This window comes from Azospirillum sp. (assembly GCF_050789165.1).
Genome location: NZ_JBOZRT010000033.1, coordinates 1 through 23,653 on the forward strand (window position 1 = coordinate 1; position 23,653 = coordinate 23,653).

The 23,653-nt window shown below is 69.8% G+C and carries 24 protein-coding genes and 1 riboswitch; of the genes, 2 read left to right on the forward strand and 22 right to left on the reverse strand.

From position 1 onward, the window contains the following. Positions 1-116: 116 nt before the first annotated feature. The 9 genes from ACRWK7_RS06640 to ACRWK7_RS06680 all read right to left on the reverse strand — a co-directional run bounded on the left by ACRWK7_RS06640 (position 117) and on the right by ACRWK7_RS06680 (position 9,262). Entirely contained in the window at positions 117-533 is a 417-nt protein-coding gene (locus tag ACRWK7_RS06640; RefSeq protein WP_431855417.1) for a DUF1489 family protein, read from the reverse strand. A 65-nt stretch (positions 534-598) separates the two neighbouring features. Beyond that, a complete protein-coding gene (locus ACRWK7_RS06645) occupies positions 599-937 on the reverse strand; it encodes an acyl carrier protein (protein ID WP_431855418.1) in 339 nt (112 codons plus the stop codon). A gap of 66 nt (positions 938-1,003) precedes the next feature. Beyond that, entirely contained in the window at positions 1,004-1,909 is a 906-nt protein-coding gene (locus ACRWK7_RS06650) for a hydroxymethylglutaryl-CoA lyase (RefSeq protein WP_431855419.1), read from the reverse strand. Between the two features lie 219 nt (positions 1,910-2,128). Further along, positions 2,129-4,150 (reverse strand): acetyl-CoA carboxylase biotin carboxylase subunit, encoded by a 2,022-nt coding sequence (locus tag ACRWK7_RS06655; protein WP_431855420.1) that lies wholly within the window; start codon positions 4,148-4,150, stop codon positions 2,129-2,131. 82 nt (positions 4,151-4,232) lie between these two features. Then, positions 4,233-5,123: a potassium channel family protein gene (locus ACRWK7_RS06660; RefSeq protein WP_431855421.1), complete on the reverse strand. Its 891-nt coding sequence runs from the start codon at positions 5,121-5,123 to the stop codon at positions 4,233-4,235. Between the two features lie 158 nt (positions 5,124-5,281). Then, positions 5,282-6,067, reverse strand: a complete 786-nt coding sequence (locus ACRWK7_RS06665; RefSeq protein WP_431855422.1) for an enoyl-CoA hydratase/isomerase family protein — start codon at positions 6,065-6,067, stop codon at positions 5,282-5,284. A gap of 16 nt (positions 6,068-6,083) precedes the next feature. Continuing rightward, positions 6,084-7,691, reverse strand: a complete 1,608-nt coding sequence (locus tag ACRWK7_RS06670) for a carboxyl transferase domain-containing protein (RefSeq protein ID WP_431855423.1) — start codon at positions 7,689-7,691, stop codon at positions 6,084-6,086. Positions 7,692-7,827: 136 nt separating this feature from the next. Beyond that, complete coding sequence (locus tag ACRWK7_RS06675) at positions 7,828-8,430, reverse strand: 2-hydroxychromene-2-carboxylate isomerase (RefSeq protein WP_431855424.1); 603 nt, start codon at positions 8,428-8,430, stop codon at positions 7,828-7,830. Positions 8,431-8,548: 118 nt separating this feature from the next. Next, the gene (locus ACRWK7_RS06680) at positions 8,549-9,262 is read right to left on the reverse strand and encodes a response regulator (RefSeq protein WP_431855425.1); all 714 of its coding nucleotides are present in this window, start codon (positions 9,260-9,262) and stop codon (positions 8,549-8,551) included. A gap of 232 nt (positions 9,263-9,494) precedes the next feature. Here ACRWK7_RS06680 and ACRWK7_RS06685 point away from each other — a divergent pair, with 232 nt between their 5' ends. Continuing rightward, entirely contained in the window at positions 9,495-9,680 is a 186-nt protein-coding gene (locus ACRWK7_RS06685; protein WP_431855426.1) for a hypothetical protein, read from the forward strand. Between the two features lie 271 nt (positions 9,681-9,951). Here ACRWK7_RS06685 and ACRWK7_RS06690 read toward each other — a convergent pair whose 3' ends face one another. The 3 genes from ACRWK7_RS06690 to ACRWK7_RS06700 all read right to left on the reverse strand — a co-directional run bounded on the left by ACRWK7_RS06690 (position 9,952) and on the right by ACRWK7_RS06700 (position 12,747). Beyond that, the gene (locus tag ACRWK7_RS06690; protein ID WP_431855427.1) at positions 9,952-11,088 is read right to left on the reverse strand and encodes an acyl-CoA dehydrogenase; all 1,137 of its coding nucleotides are present in this window, start codon (positions 11,086-11,088) and stop codon (positions 9,952-9,954) included. Between the two features lie 21 nt (positions 11,089-11,109). Next, a complete protein-coding gene (locus tag ACRWK7_RS06695; RefSeq protein WP_431855428.1) occupies positions 11,110-11,493 on the reverse strand; it encodes a RidA family protein in 384 nt (127 codons plus the stop codon). Positions 11,494-11,559: 66 nt separating this feature from the next. Further along, positions 11,560-12,747, reverse strand: a complete 1,188-nt coding sequence (locus tag ACRWK7_RS06700; protein ID WP_431855429.1) for an acetyl-CoA C-acetyltransferase — start codon at positions 12,745-12,747, stop codon at positions 11,560-11,562. 148 nt (positions 12,748-12,895) lie between these two features. Here ACRWK7_RS06700 and ACRWK7_RS06705 point away from each other — a divergent pair, with 148 nt between their 5' ends. Further along, positions 12,896-14,893 (forward strand): DUF4139 domain-containing protein, encoded by a 1,998-nt coding sequence (locus ACRWK7_RS06705; protein ID WP_431855430.1) that lies wholly within the window; start codon positions 12,896-12,898, stop codon positions 14,891-14,893. Between the two features lie 3 nt (positions 14,894-14,896). Here the strand turns inward: ACRWK7_RS06705 and ACRWK7_RS06710 are convergent, their stop codons facing one another. The 10 genes from ACRWK7_RS06710 to mgtE form a co-directional block, all read right to left on the reverse strand. Continuing rightward, positions 14,897-15,061, reverse strand: coding sequence for a hypothetical protein (locus ACRWK7_RS06710; protein WP_431855431.1), 165 nt, complete (start codon positions 15,059-15,061; stop codon positions 14,897-14,899). A gap of 142 nt (positions 15,062-15,203) precedes the next feature. Next, complete coding sequence (locus ACRWK7_RS06715) at positions 15,204-16,469, reverse strand: glycosyltransferase family 4 protein (protein ID WP_431855432.1); 1,266 nt, start codon at positions 16,467-16,469, stop codon at positions 15,204-15,206. 240 nt (positions 16,470-16,709) lie between these two features. Further along, positions 16,710-17,390 carry an NnrU family protein gene (locus ACRWK7_RS06720; RefSeq protein ID WP_431855433.1) on the reverse strand — a complete coding sequence of 227 codons (681 nt, stop codon included), beginning with the start codon at positions 17,388-17,390 and terminating at the stop codon, positions 16,710-16,712. A 19-nt stretch (positions 17,391-17,409) separates the two neighbouring features. Beyond that, a complete protein-coding gene (locus tag ACRWK7_RS06725; RefSeq protein ID WP_431855434.1) occupies positions 17,410-18,582 on the reverse strand; it encodes an isovaleryl-CoA dehydrogenase in 1,173 nt (390 codons plus the stop codon). Positions 18,583-18,714: 132 nt separating this feature from the next. Next, a complete protein-coding gene (locus ACRWK7_RS06730) occupies positions 18,715-19,173 on the reverse strand; it encodes a hypothetical protein (protein ID WP_431855435.1) in 459 nt (152 codons plus the stop codon). A 17-nt stretch (positions 19,174-19,190) separates the two neighbouring features. Further along, on the reverse strand, positions 19,191-19,652 hold the full coding sequence (locus tag ACRWK7_RS06735; RefSeq protein ID WP_431855436.1) for a PaaI family thioesterase: 462 nt from the start codon (positions 19,650-19,652) through the stop codon (positions 19,191-19,193). 49 nt (positions 19,653-19,701) lie between these two features. After that, positions 19,702-20,478 carry a thiazole synthase gene (locus tag ACRWK7_RS06740; RefSeq protein ID WP_431855437.1) on the reverse strand — a complete coding sequence of 259 codons (777 nt, stop codon included), beginning with the start codon at positions 20,476-20,478 and terminating at the stop codon, positions 19,702-19,704. 15 nt (positions 20,479-20,493) lie between these two features. Further along, entirely contained in the window at positions 20,494-20,700 is a 207-nt protein-coding gene (thiS, locus tag ACRWK7_RS06745) for a sulfur carrier protein ThiS (RefSeq protein ID WP_431855438.1), read from the reverse strand. Then, positions 20,697-21,860: a glycine oxidase ThiO gene (thiO, locus tag ACRWK7_RS06750; RefSeq protein ID WP_431855439.1), complete on the reverse strand. Its 1,164-nt coding sequence runs from the start codon at positions 21,858-21,860 to the stop codon at positions 20,697-20,699. Before thiO ends, thiS begins: the two co-directional genes overlap by 4 nt. Then, a riboswitch (TPP riboswitch) is annotated at positions 21,851-21,949 on the reverse strand. (Overlaps the previous gene by 10 nt.) 197 nt (positions 21,950-22,146) lie before the next feature. Beyond that, positions 22,147-23,580: a magnesium transporter gene (gene mgtE, locus ACRWK7_RS06755; RefSeq protein WP_431855440.1), complete on the reverse strand. Its 1,434-nt coding sequence runs from the start codon at positions 23,578-23,580 to the stop codon at positions 22,147-22,149. Positions 23,581-23,653 lie beyond the last annotated feature (73 nt).

Here is a 23,653-nt window from a genome sequence, read left to right on the forward strand (position 1 = left end):
ACCCTCCGGGATGTCCCCGCCGGCACCGCCTCAGTGGCCGCCCCGTCGGTGGAGCGGTTTATAGGGGCGCCTCAGCCCCCCTGGCAAGCGCTTTTTTCGCTTTATGACGTTTTTTCTCAGAGCAGGCCAAGCGAGCGCAGTTCGGCGGCGAGGTGGGGCGGCAGCTCGTCGCCGGCCGCACCGGCCTCCGACAGGTCGGCGGGTGCGGCGGCCGGCTCCAGATAGCGCCAGCCCTGGAAGGGGCGCTGCGCGGTGGGGACGGTGGGAACGAGGTCGGCGGCGACGCTGATGATGCAGTAGCCCTTGCCCTCCTCGTCCACTCCGGTGTCGATGGCGACCACGCGCTGGCGCACGCAGGTCGAGCCGCGGATCACCCAGTAGAGCGAGCCGCTGCCGACGATCTCCTCGGCGCGCTTGGGAATCATGCGGGTGTAGACGGGGACGATGCCGTCGGCGGCGCGGCGCGCGTGCACCTCGCGGAGGTGGTCGATGTCGCGGATGCCGACGGCGAGCTTGATCAGGTTCAGGGGCATGGGAACTGTCGATGCTGCGGGACGCGCCGCCGAATCCGGCGCCGCCCCTGCCCTGCCCGCCCGGCTCAGGCCGGGATGGGGTTCAGCGAGCGGCAGCGCGCCTCGAACTCGTCGGTCACGAAGTCGGGCTTCTTGTAGAACCCCTTCATCCAGCTGACCAGCATGCAGAGGTCTTCCAGATGGATGGCCTCGTCCAGCGTGTCCTCGGGGAACTGCACCTCGAAGCCCTCGCGGATGAAGTCGAGTACCTGCTCCAGCTGCTCCGGCGCGAGGCCGATCTCCTCCAGCACCGCGGTGCGGGTCAGCCCCTTCTCGTCGATGCCGAAGTCGTCGCGGATCAGCTTCACGATCCAACGGAACATCTGCATCCAGTTGGTGACCCCGACAACAACTCCCTCGGACATCGGTGCGTTCTCCCCCTTAGAATGCCGGCGAGTGTCGCACGCGCGGGTTACCGAATTCTTGCGCCATCACGCCGCACGTGCAGCCAGCGCCCGCCCGGCCTTCGACGCCGTCGGCCGGCCGAGCACGCCGGAGATCCAAGCACCGGTCGCCGCCAGCGCGTCCAGGTCGATGCCCGTCTCGATGCCCAGGCCATGCAGCATATAGACGACGTCCTCGGTCGCCACGTTGCCGGACGCCCCCTTGGCGTAGGGGCAGCCGCCGAGCCCGGCCACCGCCGAATCCAGCACCGCGACGCCCAGGTCCAGGCAAGCCAGGATGTTGGCGAGCGCCTGCCCCCAGGTGTCGTGGAAATGCAGCGCCAGGCGTTCCACCGGCACGGCGCGCGCCACCGTCTCCAGCATGGCGCGGGCCTGCGCCGGGGTGCCGACGCCGATGGTGTCGCCGAGCGAGACTTCGTAGCAGCCGAGGTCGATCAGCCTGGCCGCAACCTCCGCCACCTTGGCCGGGGCGACCGCGCCCTCGTAGGGGCAGCCGAGCACGCAGCTGACGTAGCCGCGCACCTTCAGGCCCTTGGCCAGCGCCTCGGCGCAGACCGGGGCGAAGCGCTCCAGGCTCTCGGCGATGGAACAGTTGATGTTCTTCTGGGAGAAGGCTTCGGAGGCGGCGCCGAACACCGCGATCTCCTGCGCGCCCGCCGCGATGGCCGACTCCAGGCCCTTCAGGTTGGGCACCAGCACCGGGTAGGAGACGCCGGGCTTGCGGCGGATCCGCTGCAGCACCTCGGCCGAATCGGCCATCTGCGGGACCCACTTCGGGCTGACGAAGGCGCCGGCCTCGACCGCCGGCAGGCCGGCGTCGGCGAGACGCTCGATCAGCTCGACCTTGGCGTCCAGGGGGACGATGGCCGGCTCGTTCTGCAGGCCGTCGCGCGGGCCCATCTCGACGATCTTGACGCGGGCGGGATAGGGCATCGTCATCAGCTCCTGCAGGACCATGGGTCCGCGTGCGGGGAACAACATTCACACGGATTGCACGGATTTGGGCACGGATTGCACGGATTGCACGGATTTTGAGAGCCTTGCGACGCACCCGCCGACCCTCCAGCCGGTGCTGCGCATGAGAAAGAAAATCCGTGAAATCCGTGGCTCAATCCGTGAAATCCGTGTCGATCTTGCGAGCGACGCCGCGGCTCACCCCTCGGCCTCGAAGCTCACCAGCTCGTTGCCCTCCTCCACCTGGTCACCGACGGCGCAGCGGTAGGCGGTGAGGGTGCCGGCGCTCGGAGCCTTGAGGGTGTGCTCCATCTTCATGGCCTCCAGCACCAGCAGCGGCTGGCCCTTCTCGACCTTGGAGCCGGGCTCGGCCAGCAGCGCGATGATCTTGCCGGGCATGGGCGCCGCGACGCGGCCGCCGGGAACGTCCTGGTCCAGCGCGCCGGTCAGCGGCTCGACCAGAGTCAGGCGGTGGCTGCCACCGGGGTGGAAGACGGTGATGTCGCCGCCCTGGCGCACCCAGACGGCGGACAGGCGCACGCCATCGAGGTCGGCCTCCAGCGTGCCGCCGGGGTTGAACTCGCCGCCGGCCGTCACCGACTCGCCGCCCGGCAGTTCCAGCCGGTAGCCGTCGCGGCGGTAGACGACGCCGACCAGGCGGTCCTCGCCGTTCTCGCGGCCCCCACCTTCTCGAAAGATCAGGGTGTCGCGCGCCTCCTCGTTGAGCCGCCAGCCGTCGGTGCGGGCCCACGGGCTCCACGGGTCGGCGGACGCGGACGCGGTCTCGCGGGCGCTCCGCTCGCGGTCGAGCAGCACGCCGAGCGCCGCCAGCGCCAGCGCGCGCGGGCCGGCGGACGCCGGCTCGGGCAGCAGGTCGGCGCGGTGGCGCTCGATGAAGCGGGTGTCGAGGTCGGCGCCGAGGAAGGCGGGGTGGCTCGCCAGCCCCTCCAGGAAGCGCACGTTGGTGGCCAGACCGACCACCTGCGTGGCGCCGAGCGCGGCGCGCATGCGGCGCACCGCCGAGGCGCGGTCGACGTCCCAGACGATCAGCTTGGCGATCATCGGGTCGTAGTGCACCGAGATGGCGTCGCCGGCGCGCACGCCGGCATCGACGCGCACGTGCGGGCCGCAGGGCGGGAAGCCCAGGTGCTCCAGCGTGCCGGTCTGGGGCAGGAAGTCGCGGTCCGGGTCCTCGGCGTACAGGCGCGCCTCGATGGCGTGGCCCTGAATGGTCAAATCATCCTGGCCGACGGGGAGCGGCTCCCCCGACGCGACGCGGAGCTGCCATTCCACGAGGTCCTGGCCGGTGATCATCTCGGTCACCGGGTGCTCGACCTGCAGACGGGTGTTCATCTCCATGAAGTAGAAGCCGCCCTGCGCCGGGTCGTAGAGGAACTCCACCGTGCCGGCGCCGACGTAGCCGATCGCCTTGGCGGCGGCCACCGCCGCCTCGCCCATGCGGCGGCGCACCTCGGGGGGCAGGTTGGGGGCCGGCGCCTCCTCGATCACCTTCTGGTGGCGGCGCTGGATCGAGCAGTCGCGCTCGAACAGGTAGACGCAACGGCCCTGGCCGTCGGCGAAGACCTGGATCTCCACATGGCGCGGGCGCTCCAGGTACTTCTCGATCAGCACGCGGTCGTCGCCGAAGGCCGCCGCCGATTCGCGCTTGGCGCTGGCGAGCTGGGCGTCGAATTCGGCGGCGGCGGCCGCCACCTTCATGCCCTTGCCGCCGCCGCCGGCCGAGGCCTTGATCAGCACCGGCCAGCCGATGCGCTCGGCTTCCGCGCGGAGCAGCGCCGGGTCCTGGTCGGCGCCGTGGTAGCCGGGGACCAGCGGCACGCCGGCCGTCTCCATCAGTGCCTTGGCCTCGGACTTGCCGCCCATGGCGCGGATGGCGGAGGGAGGCGGACCGATGAAGACCACGCCCGCGGCGGCGCACGCCTCGGCGAAGCGCTCGTTCTCCGACAGGAAGCCGTAGCCGGGATGGATCGCCTCCGCGCCCGAGCGCCTGGCGACATCGAGGATCGCCTCGATCTTCAGGTAGCTGTCGCGCACCGGCGCCGGGCCGATGCGGTAAGCCTCGTCGGCCATCGCCACGTGCATCGCCTCGGCGTCGGCGTCGGAATAGACCGCCACCGTCTTCAGGCCCATGCGGCGCGCCGTGCGGATGACGCGGCAGGCGATCTCGCCTCGGTTGGCGATGAGAATCTTGGAAAACACGGCCCTGGTCCTCCCCGGTGCCTTCTTCTTCTGGGCGCAGCTTATCTATACGGTACCGTATTGTAAAGCGGGTGCGTGCCCGTCACAACGGATCCCGATGGTCCGCCCGGTCGTGCGGCCGGGCGTGGCCGATGATGGCGCTGAAGCCGAACAACAACAACAGCACGCCGGTGACGATCTCCACCGCGCAGACGATGCGCACCGCGCCGGTGATCGGGTAGATGTCGCCGTAGCCGACGGTGGCGAAGGTGATCAGCGAGAAGTACAGCCCTTCGGGGAAGGTCAGGTCGCGCCGCACGCCGTCGATGATGAAGTTCGGCTCGCCCATGAAGCGGTCCATGATCGTGTACAGCGACCCGAACAGGATGATGGTCAGCGAGTAGAAGGTCAGGAAGGCGAAGGCCGGCAGCACGAGGCGTGACGCCTGCTGGAAGAAGCCCTCGAACAGCAGCCCGGCGTCGAGCAGGAAGATGGCGATGTCGCGGCTGACGAACAGCACCACCAGCGCGATGGCGCCCATGGCGGCGACGAACAGCTCGGACAGAAGCTCCGGCGCCATGTCGTGGCCGGGGACCAGGAAGGTCAGCGCGCCGATGCCCCACACCGGCGCCATCCACAGGAACACCCGGTCGAGCTGCCCGCCCTCGCGCAGGCGGCGCGACTGGACGATGGAGCGGATGTCCCGCGCCCGCCACCACGCCCCGCCAAGGAAGGCCATCAGCGGCATGGCGAAGCCCACCCCCTGCGACAGCGGGCCGATGGAGTGGAAGTTGCTTTCCAGGAAGAAGACGAAGATGCAGGCGTACACGCCGATGAAGTTCGCCAGCGCCAGCGTGAAGAACTGGCTGCCCGGGAACACGTAGTGGAACACGCCCACCACGATGCCGACCGAGCCCAGCAGCACGAACGCCAGATCGCCGGAGACCGAGCGGATCGACAGCGCGATCAGGCCGAGCAGGAACGCCGTGAACATCGCCCCGCCCAGCCACGACCGGCGTGCGGCCGGGTGCGGCGCAGGGGTGGCCGAAGACGGGGAAGCCGCCTTGGCACGACGCTCGGGAACCGTCTGATCCATACGACACTATAAGCAAAAATCAGCCGGTTCTTATAGCGCCGCAAGGTCGCGGGGAGTCAGCGATTTTGCCAGCCCGGCCTGGTTTTCCCGAGGAACGCGCCGACCCCTTCCCTGCCCTCGGCGCTGGCGCGCTGGCGGGCGATGCGCTCCGCGGTGTCGCGGACCAGCGCGTCGTCGAGGGGGTGGTTGACCACGGTGCGGATCAGGTCCTTGGCGGCGCCCTGGGCGCCGGGCGCGCCCTCCATCAGCCGGACGACCATGGCCTCGGCCGCGGCGTCCAGTTCGCCCGCCGGCACCACCTCGTGCACGAGGCCGAGCCGGTGCGCCTCGGAGGCGGAGAAGCGCTCGGCGGTCAGGAAGTAGCGGCGGCAGGCGCGCTCGCCCATGGCGGCCACCACATAGGGCGAGATCACCGCCGGAATCAGGCCGAGCTTCACCTCGGTCAGCGCGAAGCTGGCGGTGTCGGCGCAGACCGCGATGTCGCAGGCGGCGACCAGCCCCACCCCGCCGCCGTAGGCCGGCCCCTGCACCACCGCCACCGTCGGCTTCGGGCAGGTGTCGAGCGTGCGCAGCATGACGGCGAGTCCCATGGCGTCGGCCACGTTCTCGTCGTGCCCGTAGCCGGCCATGCGCTGCATCCACGAGAGGTCGGCGCCGGCCGAGAAGCTCTTGCCGGTGCCGCGCAGCAGAACCAGCCGCACCGCCGGGTCGGCCCCCAGGCGCTGGAAGGCGTCGGCGAGGTCGGCGATGACCGTCTCGTTGAAGGCGTTGTGCACCTCGCCGCGGTTCATGGTGACCGTGGCGACGCCGTCGGCGCGGATGTCGGTGAGGATGTCGCTCATGGGGCTGCCCTTCCCGTCACATGCGGAACACGCCGAAATTGGTCGGCTCGACCGGCGCGTTGTAGGCGGCCGACAGGCCGAGGCCCAGCACCATGCGGGTGTCCGCCGGGTCGATGATGCCGTCGTCCCACAGCCGCGCCGAGGCGAAGTAGGGGTGGCCCTGCTCCTCGTACTGCGCGCGGATCGGCGCCTTGAAGGCGTCCTCCTCCGCCGGGTCCCAGCTCTTGCCCTGGGCCTCCAGGTTGTCGCGCTTGACCTGGGCGAGCACGCCGGCCGCCTGCTCGCCGCCCATCACCGAGATGCGGGCGTTCGGCCACATCCACAGGAAGCGGGGGGAGTAGGCGCGGCCGCACATGCCGTAGTTGCCGGCGCCGTAGCTGCCGCCGATGATCACCGTGAACTTCGGCACCTTCGTCGTGGCGACCGCGGTCACCATCTTGGCGCCGTCCTTGGCAATGCCGCCGGCCTCGTACTTGCGGCCCACCATGAAGCCGGTGATGTTCTGCAGGAAGACCAGGGGAATCCCGCGCTGGCTGCACAGCTCGACGAAGTGCGCGCCCTTCTGCGCCGATTCGGAGAACAGGATGCCGTTGTTGGCGACGATGCCCACCGGGTAGCCGAAGATCCGCGCGAAGCCGCACACCAGCGTGGTGCCGTACAGCGCCTTGAACTCGTCGAACTCCGAGCCGTCGACGACGCGGGCGATCACCTCGCGCACGTCGTAGGGCTTGCGCGGGTCGGAGGGGATGACGCCGTACAGGTCGGCGGCGGCGTAGCGCGGGTCCGCCGCCGCACGCAGCGCCGCCTGCGGCGTCTTGTTCCGGTTCAGGTTGCTGACGACCCGCCGGGCCAGCGCCAGCGCGTGCCGGTCGTTCATGGCGTAGTGGTCGGTGACGCCGGAGATTCGCGAGTGCACGTCGGCGCCGCCGAGGTCCTCGGCCGACACCACCTCGCCGGTCGCCGCCTTCACCAGCGGCGGGCCGCCCAGGAAGATGGTGCCCTGGTTGCGCACGATGATCGCTTCGTCCGACATCGCCGGCACGTAGGCGCCGCCCGCGGTGCAGGAACCCATGACGACGGCGATCTGCGCGATGCCCTGCGCCGACATGTTGGCCTGGTTGTAGAAGATGCGGCCGAAATGGTCGCGGTCGGGGAACACCTCGTCCTGGTTCGGCAGGTTGGCGCCGCCGGAATCGACGAGGTAGATGCAGGGGAGCCGGTTCTGCTGCGCGATCTCCTGCGCCCGCAGGTGCTTCTTCACCGTCATCGGGAAGTAGGTGCCGCCCTTCACCGTCGCGTCGTTGGCGACGATCACGCACTCCTGCCCGGACACCCGGCCGATGCCGGTGATGATGCCGGCCGACGCCACCTCGTCGTTGTAGAGGCCGTAGGCGGCGAGCTGCGAGAATTCCAGGAACGGCGAGCCCGGATCGAGCAGCGCCTGCACGCGGTCGCGCGGCAGCAGCTTGCCGCGCGCGGTGTGCTTGTCGCGCGCCCTGGCGCCGCCGCCCAGCTTCACGCTCGCGACCTTGTCGCGCAGATCGCCGACCAAAGCCTGCATGGCCTCGCGGTTTCGGGCGAACTCTTCCCCGCGCGTGTCGAGCGCGGACGTCAAAACGGCCATTCGTACTTCCTCCCCGCCGGCGGTGCTTCCGCGCACCCTTCTCTGCCAGGACCGGGGCAGATTGCACCATACGGTGCCGTATGGGCAAGCGGTTTCGCACGCGGAGCGACGAGAGGCGGGGGCGCCGCGGCGCCCCTCACCACCCCCCGGTCGCCAGCCAGCGGTCCACCATGTCCAGCCGGTCCCAGCCCCAGAAGGGCTCGTCGCCGACCAGCACGAAGGGGGAGCCGAAGACGCCGCGGCCGATGGCGCCGTCGGTCTCGGCGCGCAGGCGGTCCTTCACCGTCTGATCCTGCATGCCGGCCGACACGGCGGTGGGGTCGAGGCCGGTGGTGCCGGCGATCTCGGCCACCGTATCGGCGTTGCCGATGTCGCGGCCCTCGCCCCAGTGGGCGCGGTAGAGCGCGCGGGCGATCGCCTTCGCCGCCTCCGGATCCTCGGCGAAGCGCCACCAGTAGGCGCGCGACGCCGCCACCGGGTTCACCGGAGTCGACGCGGGGAAGGTGAAGGGGCAGCCCAGCAGGCGGGCTATTCGGGTGGCGTCGTGCTGCAGGTACTCGCCGCGCAGCGGCTGCTGCAGGTTGGGCTTCATGCCCGTGACCTTGAAGATCGCGCCCAGCAACACCGGGCGCCACGTCACCGTGCGGCCGTGCTTCGCCGCGAGGTCGTCGATCTGCAGGCTGGCGAAATAGCCGTAGGGCGACGCGAAGTCGAAGTAGAAATCGATGGGCGCGGCCATCCTGGGTCTCCTCCCGGAAGTGCTTTTCCGGAAAGGCTAAACCCGGCGCGGCGGTCGCGGCAACGCCCGAATGCTCATACGGACGACGCCTGACGGAAACCATCAGGCGCCTTTGATATCAGATCGCCCGCACCTTGGCGTCGAAGACGTAGCCGGCGCCGCGCTCGGTCTTGATGATGCGCGGCTCCTTGGGGTTCGCCTCGATCTTGCGGCGCAGGCGCAGGATCAGCACGTCGATGGAGCGGTCGAACACCTCCGCCCCGTCGGCGCGCGTCAGGTCGAGCAGCTGGTCGCGGCTCAGCACGCGCTGCGGGCGCTTGACGAAGGCGGCGAGCAGGCCGAACTCCGCCTTGGTCAGCTCGACCTCGCGGCCTTCCTGGTTGCGCAGGCGCTGCGCGGTGAGGTCCAGCTCCCAGTTGGCGAACTGCACGACCGCGCGCAGCTCGTCGGCGCCGCGCGCCGGGCGCGCCTCGGCCGAGACGCGGCGCAGCACCGCCTTGATGCGGGCCAGCAGCTCGCGCGGGTTGAACGGCTTGGTCAGGTAGTCGTCGGCGCCGAGTTCCAGCCCGACGATGCGGTCGACGTCCTGGTCCTTGGAGGACAGGATGATGACCGGGATCTGCGACTCGGTGCGGATCTGCCGCACCAGCCCCAGGCCGTCGCCGTCCGGCAGGCGCAGGTCGCACACCACGAGGTCGATCGGGTCGCCCTCCAGCACCTGCTTGGCGCTCGCCGTGTCGGGTGCGGTGGAGACGCGGTACCCCTCGGCCGTCAGGTAGGACGCCAGCAGCTCGCGAATCGGCTCGTCGTCATCGACCGCAAGAATGTGCATCGCGCTTTCCCCTATCGCCCCGTTTTCGGACGCCGCCGGGCCCCACAGGCTTCCCGGTTACAGGCTTGTAACACATTACCCCCCTACCGCGAAAGGGTGTGTGGGGTGAAACAGCGCCGACCCTCTGCGAAACAAAAAACGCAGAAACCTGAAATCGGCAAGACATATCGAGACGCTTTAATGCTGAACGTCGGGGGAAGGGACAGACCCGGCTGGACGAACGGGGGACGAGATGAACGGCTTCGAAGAATGCCTGCACCGCATGGCCCTGCTGGACCGCGCCGACCGCATCCTCAACGAAGTGCGCGTCTACAACCACCGGGTTCCGGTGCGCGAGGCGATCGCCCAGCACCGCGCCCTGCTCAGCGAGGCGCGCCGCCACATCGAATCGGCGCAGGCGCGCTGCCGCGCCGCCTGACGCAACGGAGATATCGGGACATGGTGCTGACCCTGCGAACCCTGGACCAGACGGAGCGCCGGTTCGAGCGCGCGCACCGCACCTCCGTGGGCGCGCGCCGGCCGGCCCATGCACGGAACGGCTCCTGCGCGGACGCGCGGATCCTCCACGCGCAGACCCATCGGGCGAAGCAGCCGGAGGGTGACCGGGCGCTTCCCCTTGCCTCCCCTCCCCCATCGCGGGGGAGGGGAATTTTTTGCGAACCGGCACCCGAATCACGGACCCCGCCGGCTCACTCCGCCGCGATCTGGCGCGAGATGATGAGCCGCTGGATGTCCGACGTGCCCTCGTAGATCGCGCACACCCGCACGTCGCGGTAGATCCGCTCCACCGGGAAATCGTTGAGATAGCCATAGCCGCCGTGCACCTGGATGGCGTCGGCGCACACGCGCTCCGCCGCCTCCGAGGCGAACAGCTTGGCCATCGCCGCCTCCTTCAGGCAGGGCAGCCCGGCGTCGCGCAGGCTGGCCGCGTGCAGGACCATCTGCCGCGCCGCCTCGACGCGGGTCGCCATGTCGGCCAGCCGGAAGGCGACCGCCTGGTGGTTGATGATGGCGGTGCCGAAGCTCTCGCGCTCCCGGGCGTACTGCAGGGCCGCCTCGTAGGCGGCGCGGGCCATGCCGACCGCCTGCGCGCCGATGCCGATTCGCCCGCCCTCCAGGTTGGCGAGCGCCACCTTGTAGCCCTCGCCCTCGCGCCCCAGCATCAGCGAGGCCGGGACGCGGCAGTCCTCGAACACGATCTGCGCCGTGTCCGAGCTGTGCTGGCCCATCTTCTCCTCGACACGGGCGACCGTGTAGCCCGGCGTGTCGGTGGGGACGATGAAGGCCGACAGGCCCTTCTTGCCGGCGCCCGGGTCGGTGACGGCGAAGACGATGGCGACCTGGGCGTTCTTGCCGGACGTGATGAACTGCTTGGAGCCGTTGAGCACGTACGAGTCGCCGTCGCGCACCGCGCGCGTCTTGATGGCGGCCGCGTCGGAGCCGGCCTGCGGCTCGGTCAGGCAGAAGCAGCCCAGCATCTCGCCGCGCGCCATCGGGCGCAGGAAGCGCTCCTTCTGCTCCGGCGTGCCGTACTTCAGGATCGGCACGCAGCCGACCGAGTTGTGCACGGCCATGATGGTGGAGATGGCGCCGTCGCCGGCCGCGATCTCCTCAATGGCCAGGGCGTAGGCGACGAAGTCGGTGCCGGCGCCGCCGTACTCCTCCGGCACCACCATGCCCATCAGGCCGAGCCCGCCCATCTCGGCCAGCTCCGCGGCGGGGAAGGCGTGGGTGCGGTCACGCTCCGCGGCGGCGGGCTTCAGGCGGTCTTGCGCGAATCGGCGCGCCATGTCGCGCACCATCTCCTGCTCTTCGGTCAGGCGCATGGTCGGTTTCCTCCAATGTTCTCAGGCGTCACGCTTGGCGGTGACTTCGATCTCGATCTTCATGCGGGGGTCGATCAGCTGGCAGACCACCGTGGTGTTGGCCGGCCGTACGTCGCCCAGATACTCGCCCAGCACCGGCGCCACGCGCGGGAAGTCCTGTGAGTCGCAGAGGTAGACGCGGACGCGCACGACGTTGGCGAAGCCCGCCCCGGCGCGCTCCAGCGCCGCCTTGATGTTGCGGAAGGTCTGGTGGGTCTGTTCCACCACGTCGTCGGAAATGGTGCCGGCGGCGTAGTCGAACCCGGTGGTGCCGGAGACGAACACCCACTTGCCGTCCACCACGGCGCGGGAATAGCCGGCGACCTTCTCGAACTCCGACCCGGAGGAGATCAGCGTGCGGGACATGGCGTTCCTCCCATTCTTGTCGTTGATCCCTCCCCCGCCTCCGGCGGGGGAGGGATTGCAAGAACCTTACACCCGCTCCACCGCCATCGCGGTGGCCTCGCCGCCGCCGATGCACAGCGAGGCGACGCCGCGCTTCAGGCCGTACTTCTCCAGCGCCGCCAGCAGCGTCACCAGGATGCGCGCACCCGATGCGCCGATCGGGTGGCCCAGCGCGGTGGCGCCGCCGTGCACGTTTACCTTGTCGTGCGGCAGGTCGAGGTCGCGCATCGCCGCCATGGCGACCACCGCGAACGCTTCGTTGACCTCGAACAGGTCGACGTCCTTGGCCGACCAGCCGGTCTTCTCCAGCACCTTCTGCATCGCGTAGACCGGGGCCGTGGTGAACAACGCCGGCGCCTGGGCGTGCGTGGCATGGCCGCGGATCGCGGCGAGGATCGGCAGGCCGCGCCGCTCGGCCTCGGAGCGCTTCAGCAGCACCAGCGCCGCCCCGCCGTCGGAGATCGACGAGGCGTTGGCCGCCGTCACCGTGCCGTCCGGGCGGAAGGCGGGCTTCAGCGTCGGGATCTTCTCCGGCGCCCCCTTCAGCGGCTGCTCGTCCTTGCCGATGACCGTATCACCCTTGCGGCCCTTCACCGTCACCGGGACGATTTCGGCCGAGAAGCTGCCGTCCTCGGTGGCGCGGCGGGCGCGGGCGAGGGATTCGATGGCGTAGGCGTCCTGCGCCTCGCGGGTGAACTGGTAGTGCTGGGCGCAGTCCTCGGCGAAGGTGCCCATCAGGCGGCCCTTGTCGTAGGCGTCCTCCAGCCCGTCCAGGAACATGTGGTCGAGGATCCGGCCATGCCCCATGCGGTAGCCGCCGCGCGCGCGGTCCAGCAGGTAGGGGGCGTTCGACATGCTCTCCATGCCGCCGGCGACGATGATATCCGCGGTGCCCGCCTTGATCAGGTCGTGCGCCAGCATCGCCGCCTTCATGCCCGAGCCGCACATCTTGTTGACGGTGGTGCAGCCGATGGCCTCCGGGATGCCGGCGCCGAGCGACGCCTGACGGGCGGGCGCCTGGCCCTGGCCGGCCGGCAGCACGCAGCCCATGATCACCTCGCCGACCTCCTCCGGGCGGACGCGGGCGCGCTCCACGGCGGCCTTGATCGCCGCGGCGCCCAACTGCGGCGCGGTCAGGCCCAGCAGGTCGCCCTGGAAACCGCCCATCGGCGTGCGCGCCGCGCCGGCGATGACGACGGGATCTTCGGTGGCCATGGTGTCCTTCCTCCTGGTATCTGATTGTTGGCCCGCTCCATCTAAGCGCAGGGCGGCGCACATTCCAACATACGCCACCGCATGGCCGCAATGTTTCCCGATTTGCCGGTATCATGGTGTGCCCTGCGACCATTGATTAGGTGCTTGCATGCTCCGCCCGACGCTCCTGGTGTTGACCGCCGTCCTGACCGCCGGCCCGGCCTGGGCCGAGGGCCTGACGCTGAAGCGCGTGCTGCTGTCCACCGGCGGCGTCGGCTATTTCGAGCACGAGGCGGAGGTGGCCGGCGACGCCGAGCTGACGCTGGAGGTGCGGCGCGACCAGGTGGACGACGTGCTGAAGAGCATCGTCGTGTACGACGACAAGGGCGGCGTCGGCACCATCGGCCTGCCCGGCGAGGAACCGCTGCGCGAACTGTTCCGCGAACTGCCCTTCGGGCCGGAGGCGCTGGAGTCGCCGACCGCCCTGCTCACCGCGCTCAAGGGGGCCGAGGTGCGCACCGCCGGATCGCGCGAGATCGCCGGCCGCCTGCTCTCGGTCACCGAGGAGACGGCGGCGCTGCCCAACGGCGGCGGCACCACGGTGCGACACCGCGTCACGCTGATGACCCCTGACGGACTGCAGCAGGTGCTGCTGGAGGACGCCGAATCGCTGCGCCTCGCCGACCCGGCCCTGCAGGCGCAGGTCGACTCGGCGCTGGCCGCGACGGCGAAGCACACCGCCCGCGACCGCCGCAGCCTGACCATCCGCAGCACCGGCGAGGGGCCGCGCACCGTCCGCGTCGGCTACGTGGTGGCAGCGCCGCTGTGGAAGGCGACCTACCGCCTGACCTTGCCGGCCGGCGAGGCCAAAGCGGGCGACCTGCAGGGCTGGGCGGTGCTGGAGAACATGAGCGGCGCCGACTGGACCGGCGTCGACCTGACCGTGGTGTCCGGCAACCCGGTGACCTTCCGGCAGGCGCTCTACACCGCCTATTACGTCAACCGGCCCGAGGTGCCGGTCGAGGTGCTGGGCCGCGTGCTGCCCCGCCCGGACGAGGGCGCGGTGACCATGCCGATGGCGGCGGCCCGCAGCGCCGAGATGGCGCCGCCGCCCCCGGCGCCCGGGGCCACGCCGGTGGCGAAGATGGCTCCGGCGCCCACGCCCCGCTCCGCCCAGCCGGCGGCAGCCGAGGGGACCGAGGCCACCACGCAGGTCCTGTTCCGCTACCCGCAGCCGGTGTCGGCGCCGAACGGCAGCTCGCTGCTGCTGCCCATCGTCGCCCGCGCGGTGCCGGCTGCACGGCTCGACCTCTACCAGCCGGCGACGCAGCCGCGCCACCCGCTGGCCGCCGTGCGGTTGGACAACGACTCCGGCACCGGCCTGCCGCCCGGCGTGCTGACGCTGTACGAGCGCGACGGCGGCACGGTGTCCTACGTCGGCGACGCCCAGCTCGCCGCGCTGCCGGCCGGGGAGCAGCGGCTGCTGAGCGTCGCGGTCGACCAGAAGGTCAGGATCGACCGCGCCGAGCAGCCGAGCCAGACGCTGTCGCGCGCCTCCATCGTCGATGGCGTCCTGCACCTGACGGTCACCGAGCGGCAGACCACCACCTACACCGTGGCCGGCGCCGCCCGCGAGCCACGCACGGTGATCGTCGAGCACCCGCGGCGCCCCGGCTGGACGCTGGTCGAGCCGGCGGGGGCGCGCGAAGCGACGCCCACCGCCTACCGCCTGCCGGTCGAGGTGCCGGCCGGCGCCACCGTCACGCTCACCGCGGTCGCCGAGCAGCCGCGGCAGGAGCAGGTCGCGCTGACCGGCTTGTCGTCCGACCGCATCGCCGCCTACGCCGCCTCGTCCGAGCTGCCGCCCGCGCTGCGCGAGGCGTTGGGCCGCGTGGCCGCCCTGCGCACCGCGGTCGCCGAACGCGAACGCCGCGTCGGCGCGGTGGAGCGGGAGCGCGACGAGGTGATCAAGGATCAGGCGCGCCTGCGCGAGAACCTCGGCCCGCTGCCGCCGAACAGCGACCTCGCCCGCCGCACCGCGGCCAAGATGGGCGAGGCGGAGACGCAGCTGGAACGCCTCGCCAAGGATCTCGCCACCGCCCGCAAGGACGTGGACGAGGCGCGGCGGACGCTGGCCGACGCGGTGCGGGGGATGAGGGTCCAGTAGGCGCTACAGCAGGAAATCCAGGATGGACAGCGCGAAGAAGAACGACACGAAGAAGATCGCCAGCGCGATCACCATGTTGCTGACGATCTTCTCCATCCGCTCCTGACGGCGCTCCGCCTCCCGCGACGAAGGAAAGTCGGCGTCTCCGCGAATCAGCCTGAGAAGCATGGATGGCCGCCCTTTGTTGGTGTTGTCGAGCACCATCCATGCTTAGCCGCCCACTGTAACGGCACCATGTCCGCCGGCCGGGTGTTGCGTAACAGAGTGTAACGCCGGCGGCATGACGTGGTGGTCTGCAGCCGGTGCCCGGTCAGGCCCCCAGCATGGCGGCAATGCCCTGGACCCACGGCCCCATCGCGTGATGGCGGGCGACATGGTCGTAGGCGGCGGCGGCAATGCGGTGGCGCTCCTCCGGGTTGGCGGCCAGCCGCTCCAGCGCGTCGCCGAGGCGCTCGGCAATCGGCGGCTGCCACGTCAACGCGCTCGAATAATCGTCCCTCATCCAGCCGGTCTCCGGATCGGGTTGATAGATCTGCGCCAAGCGCCCGGGAACCACGATTCCGGTTTCGCCGTCGACCACGTATTCATCATACCCCGGCGCGTCGCTGCAGATCAGGACGGCCCCGAACTTCAGGGCCCGCAATGCCGAATAGCTGTGCAGGCCGGCTGCCGGAAGCGCAAACACATCGGCATCCAGAAGAAGCTCGTAGAGCTTGGCGTCGTCGATCGGTTCTTCGATCCAGACGACATTCCGCATATTGAGGTTCTGGAACAACTCGAATGGTGGTCTCTTGGAGACGATGGTCAGCGTCGCATCGGGAGCACTTTCCAGCAGCCGTTGGAAGGCCAACAGCAACTCCACGCCCCCGCGCAGAAAGAAGTTGCCGACACGGGCGTGCGCGGAGTTGGTGAACAGGATGTTCAACCCGCGCCGCTGCGGGATTCCTTGTATTTTTTGGACGATCCGCTCCTCGAAATCCACCGGAGCAGTCACACCGAGCGGCACATACTGTGTTTTCTCTGCGATCTTGTCGCTTGCGAAACTCTTCACAAGAGCGTCACGGCTGCCCTTCAGGTGAGTGAAAACGCCCCTGCAGGCGTCCGATTCCAAAGTTCGTTTTACAAGCCCAAACGCCGCCTGCTCCCTCAAATTGACGTCGCGGGTTTCCCCCATGCTCAAATATGGACAAAACAACGTGGTCAATGACTCAAAGTGAAGAACGAACGGAATGGTGCTCAGATGAACCGGCGCGGTGTGGTGGAAAACGACGTCAACCTTTCCAGCATACGACTCAATCCGCATTTGATCGGCCGGATTTCTGGAGAACATCAAACCATTGACCCATTTCGTAACATCGGCGTTTCCCGCCGCAGCCAACCCGCCGAAAAGCAGAGTCTCCCTGATATACTCGAACGTAACGCGCTTAACCTCCTCATCCCCAAAGGTGGAGGAGTCATCCGGCACAACGAATTCCATGCCATCCGGACAGGCATCAACAAAACTTGCGAGAAGAGGATGGTATCCATTGATAAGTTTATAAGATTCCAACTTCCAAGGGAGCAAAACCTTCAGCATGCCTGCACCATGATTTTTATACGGACTCGTCCAAAACGCCCGGGCTGCCTGCCCGGGCAGATCGCGCGCCTGCAGTCCGCACCATGGAACAGTATGCGACGCCCGGTTCGACACGGTTGACGTCATAAGTACCGGAAATGCATCGGTGGGTCACGGCAAACGTACTGAGCGCCCCCGCCCACGGTCCCGCGATGTCTCACACTGGTCCGTTTCGGCGTCCGCCGGCCGCACCGCTCCGCGTCACACCGGCAGCGGCGACACGCCGAACACCCACTTGTGGGCGTGCAGGAAGGCGGCGTACAGCACCAGCGCCGCCGCCAGCCGCACCCAGCCGATCTCCGACCAGACGAAGCGCTGGCGGCCGGCCAGGATGGCGGCGAAGGGAACGTTGGAGGTCGCGGCGGCGTAACGGTCCCACGCCGGCCCCAGCCGCCGGGCGAGCTTGACGTCGATCAGGACCGATCCGGCCAGGGCCAGCACGGTCAGCGTGCCGAACAGAACCAGCGCGGCGCTGTCGCCGTTCGGCACCATGTGCGCCAGCGCCCACAGACCGACGCCCCAGAGGAACGGGTTGCGGGTCACGCGCAGGATGCCGCGCGCGGCGTCCGGCCGCTCCAGCCCGGCGGTCTGCCCGACCGCCGTCGGGTTCGGCGTCGAGAAGCCGGCGACCAGCAGCAGCAGCGACACCGGCACCACCAGCAGCGGCACCCAGGCCTGCCAGGGGTGCGTCGGCCACAGCGGCGTGGTGGAAGCGCCGGCGTAGGCCGAGCCCAGCCACCAGAACGCCGCGGCGGAGACGAGGGAGTAGAGGCCGAGGTACGGCCGCTCGCCGATCCGCCCGACCAGCGCGGCCCGCAACGGCGTCGAGGAGATGCCGAAATGCGTGGCCAGCAGGAAGGCGGCGGCGATCAGCGAGCCCATGCCCTACCCCCTCATCGGATTACGCCGTCTCCTTGAACAGCTCGCGGCCGATCAGCATGCGGCGGATCTCGCTGGTGCCGGCGCCGATCTCGTAGAGTTTGGCGTCGCGCAGCAGGCGTCCCGTCGGATATTCGTTGATGTAGCCGTTGCCGCCAAGCACCTGGATCGCCTCCAGCGCCATCCAGGTCGCCTTCTCGGCGGAATAGAGGATGGCGGCGGCGGCGTCCTTGCGGGTGGTCTCGCCGCGGTCGCAGGCCTTGGCCACCGCGTACACGTATGCCTTGGCGGCGTTCATGATGGTGTACATGTCGGCGATCTTGCCCTGCATGAGCTGGAACTCGCCGATCGGCTGGCCGAACTGCTTGCGGTCGTGGATATAGGGAATCACGATGTCCATGCACGCCTGCATGATGCCGAGCGGGCCGCCCGACAGCACCGCGCGCTCGTAATCCAGGCCGGACATCAGCACGTTGACGCCGCGCCCGATGCCGCCCAGCACGTTCTCCTCCGGCACCTCGCAGTCCTCGAACACCAGCTCGCCGGTGTTGGAGCCGCGCATGCCCAGCTTGTCCAGCTTCTGCGCCACCGAGAAGCCCTTGAAGCCCTTCTCGATGAGGAAGGCGGTGATGCCGCGCGGGCCGGCGTTGAGGTCGGTCTTGGCGTAGACCACCAGGGTGTCGGCGTCCGGGCCGTTGGTGATCCACATCTTGGTGCCGTTGAGGACGTAGCGGTCGCCCTTCCTGTCGGCGCGCAGGCGCATGGACACCACGTCGGAGCCGGCGCCCGGCTCGGACATGGCGAGCGCCCCGACATGCTCGCCGGAGATCAGCTTGGGCAGGTACTTGCGCTTCTGCTCCTCGGTGCCGTTCTTGCGGATCTGGTTGACGCAGAGGTTGGAGTGCGCGCCGTAGCTGAGGCCCACCGAGGCCGAGGCGCGGGAGATCTCCTCCATCGCCACCACGTGCTCCAGGTAGCCCATGCCGGCGCCGCCGTACTCCTCCTCGACGGTGACGCCGAGGATGCCGAGGTCGCCCATCTTGCGCCAGAGGTCGGCCGGGAAGTCGTTCTCGCGGTCGATGTCGGCCGCGCGGGGCGCGATCTCGTCCGCCGCGAAGCTGCGCACGGAATCGCGCAGCATGTCCGCCGTCTCGCCAAGGTCGAAGTTCAGCGACGGCAGCTGGTTGGACAGCATGGGTTCCTCCCGGGGAATGTCGTTCGTTGCCCTAACATAGCGGGTGGAACGGCGCTTGGGAAGATACGGTGGCGTATGGAAGCGTGGAAAAGCCCCTCCCCGCGAGGGGGAAGGGGCTTTCGGCCAATCCGCTCACATCGTCGCGCTGGAGCAGTGCTCCCAGGCGCTGCCGTGCAGGCCGAAGAACTGGGCGACCTTCTTGGCGCCCTGCGTCTCGATGACGACGCGGAAGCGCTCGCCGGTGCAGGCGCCGGCCGGCTGCGTCTTGTAGGGCAGCGCCACGTGCTTGGACTTCAGGCAGCCGTCGGAGACCTTCGGGCCCTTGTCGGCGCCGTCGATCTTGTTGCCCTTGATCGCCATGAAGTAATTCTTGGCGGCACCGCCCTGCACCTCGGCCTTGATCTCGATCTTGCCGGACTTGGTGGGCTTCAGGCCGGCGTCCTGCACGCCGTCGGGCGAGCCCGCCGGGATCGCGCGGAAGGAGATCGCCTGACAGGCCGCCGGCTCCTTCGCCTGCGCGGGCCCGGCCATCAACGCCGCCCCGGCCATCAGGGCCACGGCACACAGACCCGCAACGCTCGAACGCTTCATGGTCCCCTCTCGCTGGTTTACTGGTTGGAGTCGACGATGGCGATGCAGGTCTGCTGCATCAGCGCCACGTCCACCTCGCGCCCACCGTCCAGCATCGACACGTCGATGGAAGTGACGGTGAGCGTGCGGCCGGACTTCACGACGCGCGCCCGCGCGATCATCTCATCGCCCTTGGCCGGCGACATCAAGTTGATCTTGAACTCGACCGCCAGCACCTCCGACTTCGGCGGCATCAGCGTGTAGGCCGCCCAGCCGCCGGCGTTGTCGGCCAGCATCGCCACGATGCCCGCCTGGAAGAAGCCGTGCTGCTGCGTCAGCTCCTCGCGGAACGGCAGGCGCATCTCGCAGAAGCCGGGCTCCAGCGCGGTGATGGAGATGCCCACCGTCCGGGCGATGGGCTGCTTCTCGAACGCCGCCAGACAGCGGGCCTTCCAGTCGGGGTCGCGGGGCTTGAACGAAACTTCCTTGGGCTGCGCCACGGTCGGGTATCTCGCGGTTGCGGAAAGACCCGCCTAAACTGGCGCGAAGTCACGAACCGATCAAGCCGAGTTGCGGACTGGACGCCTCCGCGCCGAAACGCCGCGGGATTCGGCCGGCCAGCCGGGCGTTCCAGCCGGCCGCCACCGCGTCGCGCATCGCCGCCGCCATGCGCACCGGGTCGCGCGCCTTGGACACCGCGGTGTTGAGCAGCACGGCGGAACAGCCCAGCTCCATCGCCAGCGCCGCGTCGGACGCCGTGCCGATGCCGGCGTCGAGGATCACCGGCACCGGGCTGCGGGCGCAGATCACCTCGATGGCGTGCGGGTTGCGGATGCCTAGGCCGGAACCGATGGGCGCGCCCAGCGGCATCACCGCCGCCGCGCCGGCGTCGGCCAGCTTGCGGCAGGTCACCGGATCGTCGGTGCAGTAGGGCAGCACGGTGAAGCCGTCGGCCACCAGTTCGGCCGTGGCCTTCAGCAGCTCCTCGGAGTCGGGATAGAGCAACTCGCGGTCGCCGATGACCTCCAGCTTGACCCAGTCCAGGCCCAGCGCCTCGCGGGCGAGCTGGGCGGTCAGCACCGCCTCCTTCGCGGTCAGGCAGCCGGCGGTGTTGGGCAGCAGCGTCACCCGGCCGCCCAGCACGTCGATCAGGCTCTCGCCGTAGCCGTCCAGGCTGATGCGGCGGATGGCGGCGGTCGCCACCTCGGTGCCGGAGGCGGCCAGCGCGTCCAGCATGGCCTTCTGGTTGGGGTAGCCCCCCGTGCCGAGGAACAGGCGCGAGCGGAAGCGGCGCCCGCCGATGGTGAGCGTGTCGTCAGTCGTCATGTCGAAGTCTCCCGCTCAGCCGCCCTGGAAGGGACGGACGATGTCCAGATCGTCGCCGGGGCGCAGCGGCGTCTCCGCCCACTGCGCCCGGCGCACCACGGCGCCGTTGAGGGCCACGGCGACGGCCGGGGTGTCCGGCCCGATGCCGCGCGTGGCCAGGAGGTCGGCGACGGAGGCCGCATCCAGCGGCTCCGCCGTGCCGTTCACGCGGATGGTGGTCATGCCGCCTCCCGGAACCGCCCGATGCCGAACCCGGCGATTACCGGATCGGTCTCGCCGGTGAGGATCAGGCGGGCGATCGCGTCGGCGGTCACCGGCGCCAGCAGGATGCCGTTGCGGTGGTGGCCGGTCGCGTAGACCAGCCCTTCCACCTCGCCGGTTCCCAGGATCGGCGCGTCGTCGCGGCTGCCGGGGCGGAAGCCGGTCCACATCTCGTCGATGGGCAGCTCGGCGACGCCGGGCACCGCCCGCCACACGCCTTCGAGCAGCGAGAAGATTCCGCCGGCGGTCAGGTCCTCGTTGAAGCCGCGCTCCTCGCTGGTGGCGCCGATCACCAGACGGCCGTCCAGGCGCGGGATCAGGTAGGTGGTGGGCGTCCACACCACGTGGCGCAGCAGCGGCGCCGCCGGGTCCATGCGCAGGGCCAGCATCTGCCCCTTGATCGGCCGGACCGGCGGGCGGCCCGCGGCGGGCAAGCCCTCGACGCCGCGCGACCACGCCCCGGCGGCCAGCACCACCACGTCCGCCGGGTGCAGCGTGTCACCCACCCACACGCCGGCCGCCCGGCCGCCGCGCAGCTCGATGCGGGTCACCGCCGCGTGTTCGTGCACCCGGCCGCCGGCCTTCAGCACGGCGGCGTGCAGGGCGCGGCTGAGCGCCCGGTTCTCGACCTGATGGTCCTCCGGGCTGAACAGCGCCCCGGCCACGCCCGGCTGCAGGTAGGGCTCGCGCCGGCGGGCCTCGGCGCCGTTCAGCAGCTCGATCGGCAGATCCAGGCCGCGCTGGAACTCGTGCAGGAAGCGCAGGCGGGCCATGTCGTCGGCGGTGTGGCCGATGTACAGCGTGCCCTCGGTGCGCAGCTCGACCGACAGGCCGGTGGCGGCCTCCAGCTCGGCCGCGAAGGCGGGCCAGCGCCGCTGGCTCTCCCGATTGAGGGGGAGCATCCACTCCTCCCCCGGTTCGGTCTCGATGCAGGCGGCGAGCATGCCGCCGGAGGCGTGCGTGGCGCCGCGTCCGGCTTCGCCCTGGTCGAAGACATCGACCCGGGCGCCGGCCGACGCCAGCCGCCAGGCGATGCCCAGGCCGATGGCGCCGGCGCCGATCACGGCGACGGACGGGGACTTAGAGGACGATGGATGGATTGCGGGCGCAGAATCGCTCATAGGCGGCTCCCTTCGCTGGCATTACCCAGACAGGTTCGATGGGTTTGATCTCAGCCGCGCACCACGCGCAGCACCCCATGCCGAGCCCACATGCTGACGGGCCGCCGCAACCAAAGCAAGAAGTTTTTGGAGCGCGTAGCGCGACTGGGCCGTTGAGGCCTCTCGCACAAACCCGCAAGGTTTGTGCTGGCGGCAGGCGGATCCGATGGATCCGCCGGGAGCCCCGCGGCCACATGGCCGCGAAGGCAAGGGGCCGGACGGCCCCGCCCGCCGTTTGAGGGAACAATTACAGCAGAAAAACGGTCGCCAGCGCCAGGAAGGCGAAGAAGCCGACCACGTCGGTGACGGTGGTGAGGAACACCGTGCTCGACACCGCCGGGTCGACGCCCAGCTTCTCCAGGCCCAGCGGGATCATCACGCCGAACAGGCCGGCGACGAACAGGTTGATGATCATGGCGCAGGCGATGACGACGCCGATGGTGGGCTCGAACCACACCCAGGCGATGGCGCCGACCAGCACGGCGAAGACCACGCCGTTGATCAGAGCCACCACCAGCTCCTTGCCGAAGACGCGCCAGACGTTGGCGGGCGACAGCTCGCGCGTCGCCAGCGCGCGCACCACCACGGTCAGCGTCTGGGTGCCGGCGTTGCCGCCCATGGAGGCGACGATGGGCGCCAGCACCGCGAGCGCCACGACCTTCTCGATCGCCCCCTCGAACAGCGAGATGACGCCCGACGCGATGAAGGCGGTGACCAGGTTGACCAGCAGCCACCACAGGCGCGACCTGGAGATCTCGCGAATCGGCGTGTAGACGCCGGTGTCGCCGGCGCCGCCGAGCTTGAGGATGTCGTCCTCCGCCTCCTCGTCGATGATGTGCACCACGTCGTCCACGGTGATGACGCCGCGCAGGCGCCCGGCCTGGTCGACCACCGGGGCGGAGACCAGGGCGTACTGGCGGAAGAGGTTCGCCACCTCCTCCTGCTCCATGGTGACGGGGATGGTGTGCAGGTCCTCGGTGGCGATGTCGGCGATGCGCACCGAGCGCTTCTGCCGCATCACCCGTGAGAGCGGCACCGCGCCGACCACCCGGTGCAGCGGGTCCACCACGAAGAGGTCGTAGAAGTCCTCCGGCAGGTCGTCGCCCGAGGCGCGCAGGAAGTCCAGCGTCTTGCCAACCGTCCAGAACTGCGGCACCGCCACGAGGTCGCGCTGCATCAGGCGGCCGGCGGTGTATTCCTCGTAGGTCAGGTTCTCCTGCACCAGCGCGCGGTCTTCGGCGGGCAGGTTGTCGAGGATCGCCTTGCGGGTCTCCTCGTCCATGTCCTCGATGAGGTCGACGGCGTCGTCGGTGTCCAGCTCGGCCACCGCGGCGGCGAGCTCCTTCGGCTCGAACAGCTCCATGACCTGCTCGCGCAGGTCCTCGTTGAGGTGCGACAGCACCTCGCCGTCGAAGTTCGGGCGCAGGATGTCGATGAGGGCTTCGCGCTCGTCCGGGCCGACCTGCTCGATCAGGTCGGCGACATCGGCGGCGTGCAGATCCTCGACCTCGGCGCGCACCTCGTCGGCGCGGCCGTCGCGCAGCAGGTCGCCGATCTCCTCCACGAAGTCGGGATCGACGCCGTAGGCGCGCTCCTCGTCCTCCTCGCGGAAGGGGTGGCGCGGCTCTTCCGGCTGATGCGGCGGCGGCTGGTGCGGGTCACGGTTTTCGGCCACGTCCATCGTCCGCTCCCGCTTCGGCAGCACCGGGGTGCACGCTTAGGTCTTGTCGAGGAGCCCCGGCGGCCCGGCTTGG

Bases quoted from the DNA above. Each gene is read 5' to 3' on its own strand.
- ACRWK7_RS06640 (WP_431855417.1), bottom strand. From the start codon at position 533: ATGCCCCTGAACCTGATCAAGCTCGCCGTCGGCATCCGCGACATCGAC.
- ACRWK7_RS06645 (WP_431855418.1), bottom strand. From the start codon at position 937: ATGTCCGAGGGAGTTGTTGTCGGGGTCACCAACTGGATGCAGATGTTC.
- ACRWK7_RS06650 (WP_431855419.1), bottom strand. From the start codon at position 1,909: ATGCCCTATCCCGCCCGCGTCAAGATCGTCGAGATGGGCCCGCGCGAC.
- ACRWK7_RS06660 (WP_431855421.1), bottom strand. From the start codon at position 5,123: ATGTTCACGGCGTTCCTGCTCGGCCTGATCGCGCTGTCGATCCGCTCG.
- ACRWK7_RS06665 (WP_431855422.1), bottom strand. From the start codon at position 6,067: ATGAGCGACATCCTCACCGACATCCGCGCCGACGGCGTCGCCACGGTC.
- ACRWK7_RS06670 (WP_431855423.1), bottom strand. From the start codon at position 7,691: ATGGCCGTTTTGACGTCCGCGCTCGACACGCGCGGGGAAGAGTTCGCC.
- ACRWK7_RS06675 (WP_431855424.1), bottom strand. From the start codon at position 8,430: ATGGCCGCGCCCATCGATTTCTACTTCGACTTCGCGTCGCCCTACGGC.
- ACRWK7_RS06680 (WP_431855425.1), bottom strand. From the start codon at position 9,262: ATGCACATTCTTGCGGTCGATGACGACGAGCCGATTCGCGAGCTGCTG.
- ACRWK7_RS06685 (WP_431855426.1), top strand. From the start codon at position 9,495: ATGAACGGCTTCGAAGAATGCCTGCACCGCATGGCCCTGCTGGACCGC.
- ACRWK7_RS06690 (WP_431855427.1), bottom strand. From the start codon at position 11,088: ATGCGCCTGACCGAAGAGCAGGAGATGGTGCGCGACATGGCGCGCCGA.
- ACRWK7_RS06695 (WP_431855428.1), bottom strand. From the start codon at position 11,493: ATGTCCCGCACGCTGATCTCCTCCGGGTCGGAGTTCGAGAAGGTCGCC.
- ACRWK7_RS06700 (WP_431855429.1), bottom strand. From the start codon at position 12,747: ATGGCCACCGAAGATCCCGTCGTCATCGCCGGCGCGGCGCGCACGCCG.
- ACRWK7_RS06705 (WP_431855430.1), top strand. From the start codon at position 12,896: ATGCTCCGCCCGACGCTCCTGGTGTTGACCGCCGTCCTGACCGCCGGC.
- ACRWK7_RS06710 (WP_431855431.1), bottom strand. From the start codon at position 15,061: ATGCTTCTCAGGCTGATTCGCGGAGACGCCGACTTTCCTTCGTCGCGG.
- ACRWK7_RS06715 (WP_431855432.1), bottom strand. From the start codon at position 16,469: ATGCTGAAGGTTTTGCTCCCTTGGAAGTTGGAATCTTATAAACTTATC.
- ACRWK7_RS06720 (WP_431855433.1), bottom strand. From the start codon at position 17,390: ATGGGCTCGCTGATCGCCGCCGCCTTCCTGCTGGCCACGCATTTCGGC.
- ACRWK7_RS06725 (WP_431855434.1), bottom strand. From the start codon at position 18,582: ATGCTGTCCAACCAGCTGCCGTCGCTGAACTTCGACCTTGGCGAGACG.
- ACRWK7_RS06730 (WP_431855435.1), bottom strand. From the start codon at position 19,173: ATGAAGCGTTCGAGCGTTGCGGGTCTGTGTGCCGTGGCCCTGATGGCC.
- ACRWK7_RS06740 (WP_431855437.1), bottom strand. From the start codon at position 20,478: ATGACGACTGACGACACGCTCACCATCGGCGGGCGCCGCTTCCGCTCG.
- thiS (WP_431855438.1), bottom strand. From the start codon at position 20,700: ATGACCACCATCCGCGTGAACGGCACGGCGGAGCCGCTGGATGCGGCC.
- thiO (WP_431855439.1), bottom strand. From the start codon at position 21,860: ATGAGCGATTCTGCGCCCGCAATCCATCCATCGTCCTCTAAGTCCCCG.
- mgtE (WP_431855440.1), bottom strand. From the start codon at position 23,580: ATGGACGTGGCCGAAAACCGTGACCCGCACCAGCCGCCGCCGCATCAG.